Genomic DNA, 12364 nt, shown 5'->3' on the forward strand with positions numbered 1-12364 from the left:
TGACACAGCATGCGGCTCGCGCCGGAAGGGGTTGATTCGACCATGGCAAAGACGTCCCTGGACAAGAGCAAGATCAAGATCCTGCTTCTCGAGGGCATCCACCAGACCGCGGTGGACAATCTTCGCAACGCCGGGTACTCGAATATCGAGCACCTACCCACCTCACTGGATGAAGCCGCGCTGATCGACAAGATCCGTGATGTCCACTTCATCGGTATCCGTTCGCGCACTCAGCTCAACGAGCGAGTGTTCGACGCCGCCGAGAAGCTGGTGGCCGTAGGCTGTTTCTGCATCGGCACCAATCAGGTCGACCTCGATGCCGCCCTGGTGCGCGGCATCCCGGTATTCAATGCACCCTATTCCAATACCCGCTCGGTGGCCGAGCTGGTGCTGGCCGAGGCGATCATGCTGCTGCGCGGCATCCCTGAAAAGAGCGCCCGCGCCCACGAAGGCGGCTGGCTCAAGAGCGCCAAGAACTCCCACGAGGCCCGCGGCAAGACCCTGGGCATCGTCGGCTATGGCAGCATCGGCTCCCAGCTATCGGTACTCGCCGAATCGCTGGGCTTCGACGTCATCTACTACGATGTGGTGGCCAAGCTGGGCATGGGCAACGCCCGCCAGGTCGGCAGCCTAGAAGAGCTGCTGGTGAAGGCGGATGTAGTCAGCCTGCATGTTCCCGACTTACCCTCCACTCGCTGGATGATCGGCGCCGAACAGATCGCCTGCATGAAGCCGGGGGGCATTTTGATCAATGCCTCCCGCGGCAGCGTGGTGGTGATCGAGCCCCTGGCCGAGGCGATTCGCGAGGGGCGCCTCAACGGTGCCGCCGTGGATGTCTTCCCGGTAGAGCCCAAGGGCAATGACGAAGAGTTCGAGAGCCCGCTGCGCGGTCTGCCCAACGTCATCCTGACCCCGCATATCGGTGGCTCGACCCTGGAAGCGCAGGAGAACATCGGCATCGAGGTCTCCGAGAAGCTGGCGACCTATTCCGATAACGGCACCACCGTCACCTCGGTCAACTTCCCCGAAGTGGCACTGCCGTCTCATCCGGGCAAGCATCGCCTGCTGCATATCCACGACAACGTGCCGGGCGTCATGTCGGAGATCAACCGCGTGCTCTCCGAGAACAGCATCAACATCGCCGGCCAGTACCTGCAGACCAACGACAAGGTCGGCTACGTGGTCATCGATGTGGACAAGGCCTACGGCCCCCAGGCGCTGGACGCCCTGCGCCAGGTGGCACACACCCTCAAGGTGCGCGTGCTCTACTCCGAGGGTGGCCAGGACATCTGACCCCACCACACCAGCCGAGTACTCCACGCCTCGCCGCCGCGTCTTCCCGACGCGGCGGCTTGCGTTTGGAGGCAGAACAGGCCCTTCCCCGGTCAATATGCGCAGACACGGCCAGGTGCGTTAGGCTGTGACACGGCTCTCACAGTACCCAAACAACAACAGGAGACTCCCATGAGCGAAACGACCCCACCGGTGCTGCGCCACGATGCCGACGGCGTGACCACCCTGACCCTCAACCGCCCGGGTAGCTTCAATGCTCTCTCCGAGGAGATGCTCGAAGCGCTGGGCACCGAGCTCGAGCAGCTGGCCGACGACGGCGCCGTACGCTGCGTGGTGCTCGCCGCCGAGGGGCGCGCCTTCTGCGCCGGCCACGATCTCAAGCAGATGCGCTCCCATGGAGACGACCGCGACTACTTCCAGGCGCTCTTCATCCGTTGCGCCAACGTGATGCAGGCCATCGTCGAGTTGCCGGTACCGGTAATCGCCCGGGTTCAGGGCATCGCCACAGCGGCGGGCTGCCAGCTGGTGGCGAGTTGCGACCTGGCGGTGGCGGCGCGCTCGGCACGCTTCGCCGTCTCCGGCATCAACGCCGGTCTGTTCTGCTCCACCCCCGCAGTGGCGCTATCGCGTAACGTGGCCCGCAAGCACGCCATGGAGATGCTGCTTACCGGCGACTTCATCGACGCCGACACTGCCCGCGACTGGGCGCTGATCAACCGCGTCGCCGATGACGAGCGGCTCGACGAAGCGGTAGCCGAGCTTGCCACCAGCATCTGCGCCAAGAGCGCGGTGGCGGTACGCACCGGCAAGGCGATGTTTCAACGCCAGCTGCGCATGCCCCTGGACGAGGCCTACAGCTTCGCCGGCGATGTGATGGCCGGCAACATGCTGGCGGAGGACGTCGCCGAAGGCATCGATGCCTTTATCGAGAAGCGCCGCCCCGTATGGCAGGACCGCTGACCCCCTGCGACAAGAGTTAATGGAAGCGATTTCCGAAGGCGCGACAGACACCTGTCGACAGGGTATCCTGTGCCGGCGAAGCCAAGCCATAAGGAGCAGCAGGGTGAGTGAAGTGAAGCGCAGAACGGCGGGGCGTCCCGCGGGGTCGGGCAAGGCCAGCGGCGGCCATAGCCAGTCGCTGGTGCGCGGCCTTAATCTTCTGGAACGCCTGGCCGGGCACCCCGGAGGCCTGGCACTCTCGGAGCTCGCCGAACAAGCCGACCTGGCCCCCTCCACCACTCACCGCCTGCTGCAGGCGCTGCAGAGTCAGGGGTTCATCACTCAGGATAGCGAGCTCGGCGTGTGGAAGGTCGACGTCAAGACCTTTCGCATCGGCAACAGCTTCCTCGAGGCCCGAGACTTCGTCGGCACCAGCCGTCCCTTCCTGCGCCGGCTCACCGACCAGACCGGCGAAACGGCCAACCTCGGCATCCGCGACGGCGGCACCGCGGTGTTCCTCGCCCAGAGCGAGTCGCCGCAGATGATGCGCATGATCACCCGCCTCGGCTCCCGTGCCCCGCTGCACGCTTCGGGGGTGGGCAAGGCATTGATGGCCTGGCTCCCCGAGGAGGAGCTCGAGCGGGTCCTTATCGAGCGCGGCCTGCCTCGGGTCACCGAGAACACCCTGCACACCCCCGGGAGCCTGCGCGAGGGCCTGGCGGAGATTCGCCAGCTGGGTTTCGCCTGCGACCGCGAGGAGCATGCCATCGGTCTGCACTGCGTGGCCGCCTGCATCCACGATGAGCACGGCACCCCGCTGGCCGCCCTCTCAGTCTCCGGCCCGGTAGCGCGCATCCCGGAAGCACGCCTGCTGGAGCTGGGTGCCCTGGTGCGCGATACCGCCGCGGAGATTACCGCTCGATTGGGTGGGCGTATTCCGCAATCGTGGTAACAAAATGCCCGGCATTGATGCCGGGCATTGACCATAAAATGTGCAAAGACAGATACGGCTACATTCGATCTAACTGACGCTCGAGCTTACTCATAGCATGCAGCAGGTCGCGATACTCGCTGACGCTCAAGGTCGACACCAGTTCGGCTTCCCAGGAGTGTGCATCGGGTATCAGCCCCTCCAGTAACCGAGCCCCCTCTTGAGTCAGGAGCAGGTCATGAACGCGCTGGTCGCGAGGAGATGGTCTTCGCGAGATCAGCCCCTTGTCCTCCAGGGCCTGGATCGCTCGCGATACCCGCGCCTTATCCATGCTCGTGTACGAGCAAATCTTCTTGGCGGTCAGATCATCACAGTGGCTCAACCATGACAGCACGCGCCACTGAGCGACGTTCAGTCCATAGCGCTGGGAATACATGCGCTCCAGCTCGCCACTGATACGATCCGCCAGCTTATTGAGCCGATAGGGGAGAAACTGATCGAGGTCGATCTCCGGCTTGACATGACCAGTGGCCTGGCTCGCGGCCTCATCAACCGACTCACCCTGTGGCCTACCTTCCATTATATCCATAAAGTGTGCCTAATAGAGCAGGTCGGGAAGGAAGAGCACGATGCCCGGCAACAGCAGCACCAGCAAGGCGCGAAGCGTGCCCGCCACCCAGAACGGCGTCACACCGCGGAAGATCGTTCCCGTCGCCACGTCCGGCAGCACCGCCCGCAGCACGAAGACGTTCATTCCCACCGGCGGCGTGATCAGGCTGATCTCGATCACGATCACCACCAGGATGCCGAACCACACCAGGTCGTAGCCGAGCCCCGCTACCACCGGGAAGAAGACCGGCACCGTCAACAGCAGCATCGACATGCTCTCGAAGACACAGCCCAGCACCACGTAGATGGCGATAATCGTCAGGATCACCACAAAGGGCGCCACGTTCATGCCGCTGACCAGCGCCAGTAGATCGTTGGGCAGCCCGGCCCGGTTGATGAAGTTGGCGAAGATCAGCGCCGTCAGCACCACCGCAAAGAGCATGGCCGTGGTTCGCACCGTGTCCATCAGCACGTTCATCAGCACGCGTGGCGACAGCGAGCGACGCATCAGGGCGATCAGAAACGCTCCCATGGCCCCGATGCCGGCGGCCTCGGTGGGGGTGAAGATACCCAGGTAGATACCGCCGATCACCAGGACGAACAGCGCCAGCGTGCTGCCCACGCTCTTCAGTGCGGCAATGCGCTCCGGCCATGGCACCTTCTGCGCCGCCGGGCCCGCCTCCGGATCGCGCCACAACACCCACTTCACCGCCCCCAGATAGAGGAAGATGCCCAGGATGCCGGGGATAAAACCGGCGGCGAACAGCTCACGGATGCTCGTCTCGGTAAGGATGCCGTAAATCACCAACATCACGCTGGGCGGAATCAGGATGCCCAGGGTGCCGCCGGCGGCGATGGAGGCCGAGGCCAGCGAGTCCTTGTAGCCGTACTTGCGCATCTGTGGCATCGCCACGCGGCCCATGGTGGCACAGGTAGCCAGGCTTGATCCGCAGATGGCGCTGAAGCCTCCGCAGGCCACGATGGTGGCCATCGCCTGCCCCCCCTTGCGGTGCCCCAGAAAGCCGTTGGAGGCCCGGAACAGCGCATCAGATAACCCCGCATGGGAGACGAAGTTGCCCATCAGGATAAATAGCGGGATGACCGACAGGCCGTAGTCCATGGCGGTATCCACCACCCGCCGAGCCGCCATCGCCTCGGCGGCATTCACGTTGCCGGTCAGATAGTAGAAGCCGGCAAAGCCCACGATGCCCATGGCGAAGGCCAGCGGTACACGCAGGAACACCAGCACCAGCAGGGCGGCAAATCCGTAGAGTGCTTCAGTCATGGTTCCCTCCGGGGCTCAGCGGGCCGCCTCGCTTGATCACCTTGATGCCTTCCAGCAGATAGAGGATCGCCCGCGCCAGGGTCAGCAGGGCCGACAACGCCAACATGATTGCGATCAACCCGATCAGATAGCCATAGGGAATGCGCAGGAACTCGGTCACGTCTCCCCAGGAGAAGGCGCGCTCGGCCAAGGCCCAGACTCGCTGGGCCATCACCCACAAGGCCACAGTGATCAGTAGGTTGACGAGCACCTCACGTACCCAAACCAGACGAGCAGGGAAGATAGCGTCCAGCAGGTCCACGCTGACGTGCTCCTGGCGCCAGCAAACGATCGGCAATGAAAGGAACACCAGCGCCGCCAGCATCAGCTGGGTCAGCTCCACGGCCCCGAGGATCGGGGCATTGAAGAAGTAGCGACCGGTCACGTCTACCGTGGTCAACAACATCATGCCGAAGAGGGTGGCTCCCGCCACCCCCTCCAGCAACAGCTGGAAGACTCGGCCGGTTCGCGCCCAGTAGGTTGTCGGGGTCTGCATGGATCAGGCCTCTGTCAACAAATCATCAAGACTGTTCAAGGTCGGAGGCGATACTCTCTTCCTCGGCCACTACCGCCAGCTGATCACGGAAATACTGTAGAGCCTCACTGGCATCCAGATCCCCCGTGCTGACCTTCTTGGCCCACGCGTCGATCAGCTCATCCGAGACCTCACGCAGCATGGCGATATCGTCTTCCGTCGCCTGGGTGAACGTATTGCCCAACTCTTCGGCGAATTCGACACCACGCTGATCGGAGACATCCATCATGTAGCCAAACAGCCGCGATAGACGCTCGCCGGAGACCGCCTCGATGGCCTCGCGGTCTTCGTCAGACACCCGATCCCAGACCATGGGGTTCATGACAATGGCGAAGCTGCCTCGATAGAAACCGCCATCAACCGTCAGGGTATAAGGGGCTACCTCGGCGACGCGGAAGCTACGCAGCCCTTCCAGAGTGAGCATGGCGCCATCGATAACGCCCTGAGAGGCTGCCTCATAGACGCCGGTAGGCGGCAGTGCTACCCCGGTCACATCGAGGGCGTTGGCCAGATCCGTCATCACACCGCCACCGACGCGCAGCCGTTTGCCAGACAAGTCATCGAATGTCTCGATCTTCTCGGTAGTAAAAATCTGGCCCGGCCCATGTACGCCCATGGCCATTACCTCGAGCCCCCGGTGCTCGTTGGCCTGGGCCAGGTACTCCTCGTAGGTGCGCCAGTATGCCGCCGATGCCACCTCGGAAGAGAAGTCCTCGAAGGTGGGAAATTCGGGCAGCTGAGTTAATCCGAAGCGCCCAGACATATGCCCATGAAAAATCCAGCTGGCATCGGCGACTCCATCGGCCACCAGCGCCATCTGTGCCGCCGGCGGACCAAGATCTTCGGTTACCTGCAGGGTGACGCGCCCTTCGGTCGCCTCCTCAATCCAGGCTTGCCAGGTCGGCCACACGATGGTGTTGATCCCGTGGTTGGGGCCGCCCCAGCTGCTGACATTGATCGTGGTCTGGGCCATGGCGGGCATCGCCAGGGCCAGCGAAGCGACACTGGCGGCTCCTAGCACCAAACGAGCAGAGTTATACATTTTGTGAGCTCCTGATCATCAAAAGGGATCGCAGGAAAGCCCTTGATGGGCATCCCGTGCGGCAACCTTGCCGCCATTCAGTATCCACCGCAACTAATTTGGCGAAACTCAGTATGCGACTTAGGTATAAAGGTGATCAAAAACCACTGATTTGCGTCAATTTATGACCTCCCGAGAGGCTTGACGTCACGACAAAAATATTGGATAGCTGGACACCTAGTTTCAAAAGAAACTATGCTGCCGGTTCACAGCAAGCCAACGCGACCCGACGACACTGGAGGAAGCATGAGCAAGAAATTCGCATCGCACGCCGATACCGAGGTAAAAGAGGTTAGCTTCACCAAGCTGGCCGAGGGTCTGTATGCCTACACCGCCGAAGGCGATCCCAACACCGGCGTGATCATTGGTGATGACAGCGTCATGGTCATCGACACCCAGGCCACTCCCATCATGGCTCAGGATGTGATTCGCCGTATCCGCGAGATCACCGACAAGCCGATCAAGCATGTCGTACTGACCCACTATCATGCCGTGCGTGTACTGGGCGCTTCTGCCTACGAGCCCGAGAACATCGTCGCCAGCCAGCACACCTACGACCTGATCGTCGAACGTGGCCAGCAGGACTATGAGTCCGAAGTGGGACGTTTCCCTCGTCTGTTCCAGGGTGTGGACTCCGTGCCTGGCCTTACCTGGCCGAACATTGTCTTCCAGAAAGAGCTGACGATGTACATGGGGGAGCGTGAGGTACAGATCATTCATCTGGGTCGCGGCCACACCAAGGGCGATACCATCGTCTGGCTGCCCAAGGAGAAGGTCATGTTCTCCGGCGATCTGGTCGAATACGGCGCTACTCCTTACACCGGCGACGCCTACCATGAGTACTGGCCTGCCACACTGGACCGTCTGCAGGCCATGCAGCCGGAGAAGCTCGTGCCGGGCCGCGGTGAAGCACTCCAGACACCCGAGCAGTGCCAGGAAGCCATCCAGGGTACGCGTGACTTCCTCGCCGACATGTATGAAAGCGTCAAGGCGGGCAAGGCTGCGGGGAAATCACTCTCCGAATGCTACGCCGAGACCTACGCCAAGCTGAAACCCAAGTACGGCCACTGGGTGATCTTCGATCACTGCCTGCCCTTCGACATCACCCGCTGCTATGACGAGGCCGGCGGTGAGTATCCGGATCCGCGCATCTGGACCGCCGAACGCGATACCGAGATGTGGCATTCGCTGCAGGAAGTCGTCGAGAGCCAATAAATCTCTCCCCTCAGCCATCCCCAGGACCGTGAATGGTCGCCACTGCAGCGCAGCTGGCGACCCATGGGAGCAACGCATGCCAACGACCTACAACAACCCCGTCTACCCATATCGACGCCCGGACGAATTGAATAGCGACGAAGTGCGCCACTGTCCGGTCATTATCGTTGGTGCAGGTCCCTCCGGCCTCACCGCCGCCATCGACCTGGCACTGCAAGGCATCGACAGTGTCTTGCTCGACGATAACAACACCGTAAGCGTCGGCTCACGAGCGATCTGCTTCGCCAAGCGTACCCTGGAGATCATGGATCGTCTGGGTGCCGCTCAGCCCATGCTCGACAAGGGCGTCACCTGGCAGCACGGTCGTGTCTTCTTCCAGGAGCGTGAGGTCTATGACTTCAACCTGCTTCCGGAAGAGGGCCATCGCGTACCTGCCTTTATCAATCTGCAGCAGTACTACTTTGAAGAGTACCTGGTCGATCGTGCCGAAGACCTGAAGGAGCATATCGACCTGCGCTGGCGGCACAAGGTCACCGAGATCGATGCCCAAGCCGATCATACGGCGATCACGATCGCCACTCAGGACGGCGATTACCGATTGACATGCGATTATCTTCTGGTGGCGGACGGTGCCAACAGCAAGATACGCGACATGCTGGGGCTGGAAAGCAAAGGTCAGATCTTTCAGGATCGCTTCCTGATCGCCGATGTGATCATGAAGGCCGACTTTCCCACCGAACGCTGGTTCTGGTTTGATCCGCCCTTTCATCCCAACCAGTCGGTCCTGCTACACAAGCAGCCGGATAACGTCTGGCGCATCGATTTCCAGCTTGGCTGGGATGCGGATCCGGAAGAGGAGAAGAAAGAGGAGAATATCCGCCCCCGAGTCCAGGCAATGCTTGGCCAGGACGTGGAGTTCGAGCTTGAGTGGGCCAGCGTTTATACCTTCCGCTGTCGCAAGATGGATGACTTTGCCTACCGCCGGGTGTTTTTCATGGGTGACGCCGCTCATCAAGTCTCACCATTTGGTGCTCGTGGTGCTAATGGCGCCGCTCAAAGCATCGATAACCTGGCCTGGAAGCTAGCCAGAGTCGTGAAGGGGGAAGCACCCGCAGCCCTGCTCGAGACCTACAACACCGAGCGCCAGCATGGCGCAACAGAGAACATTCTCAACTCTACTCGCGCCACCGACTTTATCACGCCAAAGAGCCGGGTGAGTCGGCTATTTCGTGACACGGCACTGGAACTGGCAGAGCACTATCCCTTCGCCAGAAGTCTGGTAAACAGCGGCCGTCTTTCGATGCCTTGCCGCTATGACAACTCGCCACTCAACGGGCCTGATAGCAGCAGAATGCCCGCCGATCTTCGTCCCGGAAGCCCGGCCAAGGATGCCCCCGTTCGTCTCTGCGGCGAGAGTGCCTGGCTGCTCAACCAGCTTGGCAACCGCTTCGTGCTAATGCTGGATGGACGGCTATCGACCAGCCAGGCTGAAGCACTGGCACCTGAACTCGAGTCGCTGCTGCAAACACAGCCAGATTTAGATCTGTTGATCCTGGGACCAGTTTCTCGGGCCCTGAGCCGTCTGCCACGCACGACGCTGATCGAAGATGCCGACGGGCTTGTCGATCAGCGTTACGGCCTGATGCCGGGCTCGGCCTACTTGATTCGCCCCGATCAACACGTCACCGCAAGGTGGGTCGAGTGTGACGCGCTATCCGTCGCCGAGGCCATCGATCGCGCCTTGGGTAAGCAGCTTTCGATGCAGGAGCCCCGTCATGTCACGGCTTGAACTTTCTCCCAACTTCAGCGATCCAGATGCTTTTTACGCGGCTCTGACAGAGGCTCACCGCGAACGCAGCGAGGCGGACAGCGAGCGTATCAACGCCCGCCTGATTCTACTGCTGGCCAACCATATCGGTGAGCAGCAAGTGCTGGAAGAAGCCCTGAGTATTGCTGCTGCAGACTCCGAGCAACCGCGATAACGAAACCATCACAAAATAAAGACAGACATTTAATGAGGACACAACAATGGCTGACGAGTTGAATTATCAGCACGGCTTTCGCAATCACTTCTCTACTGAGGCCCTGCCGGGAGCACTTCCCGAGGGGCAAAACTCACCACAGAAATGTGCCTACGGACTCTATGCCGAACAGCTGACGGGCTCTGCCTTCACCGCCCCTCGGCATCAGAACCTGAGAAGCTGGCTCTATCGCATTCGCCCGTCGGTGGTACAGAGCGCCTATCGGCCACTGGAGAATCATCAGGTACACACCTCACCTTTGGACAAGCCCGCCGCAGACCCCAACCAGATGCGCTGGGATCCAGCACCTCTGCCCGATGAGCCCACCGACTTTATCGATGGCCTGCTGACCATCGCCGTCAATGGCGATGCCGGAGCCCAGACCGGGGTCGGGGTGCATGTCTATGCCTTTAATCAGGATATGACCGACCGGTTCTTCTACACGGCAGATGGCGAAATGCTGTTTGTGCCGCAGCTCGGTACGCTGCGGCTGCGCACCGAGTTCGGCGAGATAGAAGTCGACAACGGCGAGATTGCCGTGATCCCTCGTGGCGTCAAGTTCCAGGTACGCAAGGGGCAGAACGTCGACGCCGCTCGCGGCTACATCTGCGAAAACTACGGCAGCCCGGTGGAGCTCCCGGGCCTTGGCCCAATCGGTGCCAATGGCCTGGCCAACCCACGCGATTTCCAGAGCCCGGTGGCCGCTTACGAGGATGTCGAGGGTGACTTCTCACTCGTTGCCAAATTCTCGGGCCGCTTCTGGGAAACCCGCCTCGGTCACTCGCCGCTGGATGTCGTCGCCTGGCACGGCAACTATGCCCCCTATAAATATAACCTTGCTCACTTCAACACCATCAACACGGTCAGTTTCGACCACCCGGATCCGTCGATCTTCACCGTGCTGACCTCCGCCTCAGATACGCCGGGAGTGGCCAACCTGGATTTCGTCATCTTCCCACCGCGCTGGATGGTGGCAGAAAACACCTTCCGTCCTCCCTGGTTCCACCGGAACATGATGAGCGAATTCATGGGCCTGATTCACGGTGAGTACGATGCCAAGGCCGAAGGTTTTCTGCCGGGAGGCGCCAGCCTGCACAACTGCATGTCGCCGCACGGTCCCGACGCCGAAACCTTCGACAAGGCCTCCAACGCCGAGCTTAAACCACAATACCTGGCAGATACCCTGGCCTTCATGTTCGAAAGCCGCTATGTCTACCACCCCACCGAGGCCGCCCTCGCCACGGAGTACCGTCAGCGCGACTATGTGGATGTCTGGTCGACCCTGCGCTCGAACTTCACCCCTGAGCAGCGCTGATCGAGTCAATTTCAACGATGCACGGGGCGCCATCAGCCCCGTCCCTGACGAAAGGAAGACTTTTCAATGAAACTGGCCACCCTCAAGAACGGACGCGACGGTGAACTGATTCTCGTCTCTCGTGATCTCTCCCGCGCCGTCAGCGCCGTCGACATCGCTCCGACTCTCCAGCAGGCGATCGAGAGATGGGACGCCGTGAGTCCTAAGCTCGAGGCACGCTACGCCGAACTTAACGACGGTAAGGCTGACGGTGCCTTCGATCTGGACCAGAGCGCCCTGCATTCACCGCTACCGCGCACCTACCACTGGGCCGACGGTTCCGCCTATCTGAATCACGTCCAGCTGGTCCGCCAGGCGCGCAACGCCGAGATGCCCGAGACCTTCTGGAACGACCCGCTGATGTATCAGGGCGGCGGAGACAAGTTCCTGGCGCCCACCGAAGATATCGAGGCGATCAGCGAGGAGCACGGCATCGACTTCGAGGGCGAGATTGCGGTAGTGACCGACGATGTCCCCATGGCCGCCACTCCCGAGCAGGCCGCCCAGCACATCAAGCTGGTGATGCTGGTCAACGATGTCAGCCTGCGCGGCCTGATCCCCGGCGAACTCGCCAAGGGCTTTGGGTTCTTCCAGGCCAAGCCCGCTTCTGCCTTCTCTCCCATCGCCGTCACTCCGGACGAGCTGGGCGACGCCTGGCAGGACGGCAAGGTGCACCTGCCGCTGACCGTTCATCTCAATGGCGAGAAGTTCGGCGAGCCTGAGGCCGGCCCCGACATGATCTTCAACTTCCCGCAACTCGTGGCCCACGCCGCACGCACCCGCTACCTGGGCGCCGGCGCCATCATCGGCTCCGGCACCGTCTCCAACCCGGACCCCGACGGTGGCCCCGGAAAGCCGGTCGCGGACGGTGGGGTAGGTTACAGCTGTCTGGCCGAGGTACGCATGGTCGAGAAGATCCTCCACGGCGACAGCAAGACTCCGTTCATGCGCTTCGGTGACCGGGTCCGTATCGAAATGTTCGACCGTGAAGGCAAGAGCATCTTCGGTGCCATCGACCAGCAGGTCGTGAAGTACGAGCCCAAGTAAGCGCTTTGCTTAACG

At 61.5% G+C, this 12364-nt stretch carries 12 protein-coding genes; 8 read left to right on the top strand and 4 right to left on the bottom strand.

The annotated features are described in order from the left end of the window. The first annotated feature begins 42 nt into the window (after nucleotides 1-42). The 3 genes from serA (at nucleotide 43) to GRB80_RS15440 (ending at nucleotide 3184) form a co-directional block, all read left to right on the top strand. Complete coding sequence (gene serA / locus GRB80_RS15430; RefSeq protein ID WP_161424126.1) at nucleotides 43-1293, top strand: phosphoglycerate dehydrogenase; 1251 nt, start codon at nucleotides 43-45, stop codon at nucleotides 1291-1293. 171 nt (nucleotides 1294-1464) lie between these two features. Next, nucleotides 1465-2253: an enoyl-CoA hydratase gene (locus tag GRB80_RS15435; RefSeq protein ID WP_161424127.1), complete on the top strand. Its 789-nt coding sequence runs from the start codon at nucleotides 1465-1467 to the stop codon at nucleotides 2251-2253. Between the two features lie 103 nt (nucleotides 2254-2356). After that, entirely contained in the window at nucleotides 2357-3184 is an 828-nt protein-coding gene (locus GRB80_RS15440) for an IclR family transcriptional regulator (RefSeq protein ID WP_161424128.1), read from the top strand. A gap of 58 nt (nucleotides 3185-3242) precedes the next feature. Here GRB80_RS15440 and GRB80_RS15445 read toward each other — a convergent pair whose 3' ends face one another. The 4 genes from GRB80_RS15445 to GRB80_RS15460 are packed head-to-tail and all read right to left on the bottom strand — an operon-like array spanning nucleotide 3243 to nucleotide 6673. Then, complete coding sequence (locus GRB80_RS15445) at nucleotides 3243-3743, bottom strand: MarR family winged helix-turn-helix transcriptional regulator (RefSeq protein ID WP_161424129.1); 501 nt, start codon at nucleotides 3741-3743, stop codon at nucleotides 3243-3245. A gap of 18 nt (nucleotides 3744-3761) precedes the next feature. Next, the gene (locus tag GRB80_RS15450; protein WP_161424130.1) at nucleotides 3762-5057 is read right to left on the bottom strand and encodes a TRAP transporter large permease; all 1296 of its coding nucleotides are present in this window, start codon (nucleotides 5055-5057) and stop codon (nucleotides 3762-3764) included. Then, entirely contained in the window at nucleotides 5050-5592 is a 543-nt protein-coding gene (locus GRB80_RS15455) for a TRAP transporter small permease (protein WP_161424131.1), read from the bottom strand. Before GRB80_RS15455 ends, GRB80_RS15450 begins: the two co-directional genes overlap by 8 nt. Before the next feature lie 25 nt (nucleotides 5593-5617). Then, nucleotides 5618-6673, bottom strand: a complete 1056-nt coding sequence (locus GRB80_RS15460) for a TRAP transporter substrate-binding protein (protein ID WP_161424132.1) — start codon at nucleotides 6671-6673, stop codon at nucleotides 5618-5620. A gap of 285 nt (nucleotides 6674-6958) precedes the next feature. Here GRB80_RS15460 and GRB80_RS15465 point away from each other — a divergent pair, with 285 nt between their 5' ends. The 5 genes from GRB80_RS15465 (at nucleotide 6959) to GRB80_RS15485 (ending at nucleotide 12349) form a co-directional block, all read left to right on the top strand. Then, nucleotides 6959-7927, top strand: coding sequence for an MBL fold metallo-hydrolase (locus GRB80_RS15465; protein ID WP_161424133.1), 969 nt, complete (start codon nucleotides 6959-6961; stop codon nucleotides 7925-7927). Next, nucleotides 7842-9716, top strand: coding sequence for an FAD-dependent oxidoreductase (locus GRB80_RS15470; RefSeq protein ID WP_337194371.1), 1875 nt, complete (start codon nucleotides 7842-7844; stop codon nucleotides 9714-9716). The genes GRB80_RS15465 and GRB80_RS15470 overlap by 86 nt, the downstream gene beginning before the upstream one ends. Then, nucleotides 9703-9909 carry a DUF2783 domain-containing protein gene (locus tag GRB80_RS15475; protein WP_161424134.1) on the top strand — a complete coding sequence of 69 codons (207 nt, stop codon included), beginning with the start codon at nucleotides 9703-9705 and terminating at the stop codon, nucleotides 9907-9909. Before GRB80_RS15470 ends, GRB80_RS15475 begins: the two co-directional genes overlap by 14 nt. Nucleotides 9910-9955: 46 nt before the next feature. Continuing rightward, nucleotides 9956-11263, top strand: coding sequence for a homogentisate 1,2-dioxygenase (gene hmgA, locus GRB80_RS15480; protein ID WP_161424135.1), 1308 nt, complete (start codon nucleotides 9956-9958; stop codon nucleotides 11261-11263). Nucleotides 11264-11329: 66 nt separating this feature from the next. Further along, nucleotides 11330-12349, top strand: a complete 1020-nt coding sequence (locus GRB80_RS15485) for a fumarylacetoacetate hydrolase family protein (protein WP_161424136.1) — start codon at nucleotides 11330-11332, stop codon at nucleotides 12347-12349. Nucleotides 12350-12364: the final 15 nt, after the last annotated feature.

The organism is Halomonas icarae, assembly GCF_009901955.1.
Lineage (GTDB): Bacteria > Pseudomonadota > Gammaproteobacteria > Pseudomonadales > Halomonadaceae > Halomonas > Halomonas icarae.

Coding starts and splice junctions, on each gene's coding strand:
- serA (WP_161424126.1), top strand. CDS start 43: ATGGCAAAGACGTCCCTGGACAAGAGCAAGATCAAGATCCTGCTTCTC.
- GRB80_RS15435 (WP_161424127.1), top strand. CDS start 1,465: ATGAGCGAAACGACCCCACCGGTGCTGCGCCACGATGCCGACGGCGTG.
- GRB80_RS15445 (WP_161424129.1), bottom strand. CDS start 3,743: ATGGAAGGTAGGCCACAGGGTGAGTCGGTTGATGAGGCCGCGAGCCAG.
- GRB80_RS15450 (WP_161424130.1), bottom strand. CDS start 5,057: ATGACTGAAGCACTCTACGGATTTGCCGCCCTGCTGGTGCTGGTGTTC.
- GRB80_RS15455 (WP_161424131.1), bottom strand. CDS start 5,592: ATGCAGACCCCGACAACCTACTGGGCGCGAACCGGCCGAGTCTTCCAG.
- GRB80_RS15460 (WP_161424132.1), bottom strand. CDS start 6,673: ATGTATAACTCTGCTCGTTTGGTGCTAGGAGCCGCCAGTGTCGCTTCG.
- GRB80_RS15465 (WP_161424133.1), top strand. CDS start 6,959: ATGAGCAAGAAATTCGCATCGCACGCCGATACCGAGGTAAAAGAGGTT.
- GRB80_RS15475 (WP_161424134.1), top strand. CDS start 9,703: ATGTCACGGCTTGAACTTTCTCCCAACTTCAGCGATCCAGATGCTTTT.
- hmgA (WP_161424135.1), top strand. CDS start 9,956: ATGGCTGACGAGTTGAATTATCAGCACGGCTTTCGCAATCACTTCTCT.
- GRB80_RS15485 (WP_161424136.1), top strand. CDS start 11,330: ATGAAACTGGCCACCCTCAAGAACGGACGCGACGGTGAACTGATTCTC.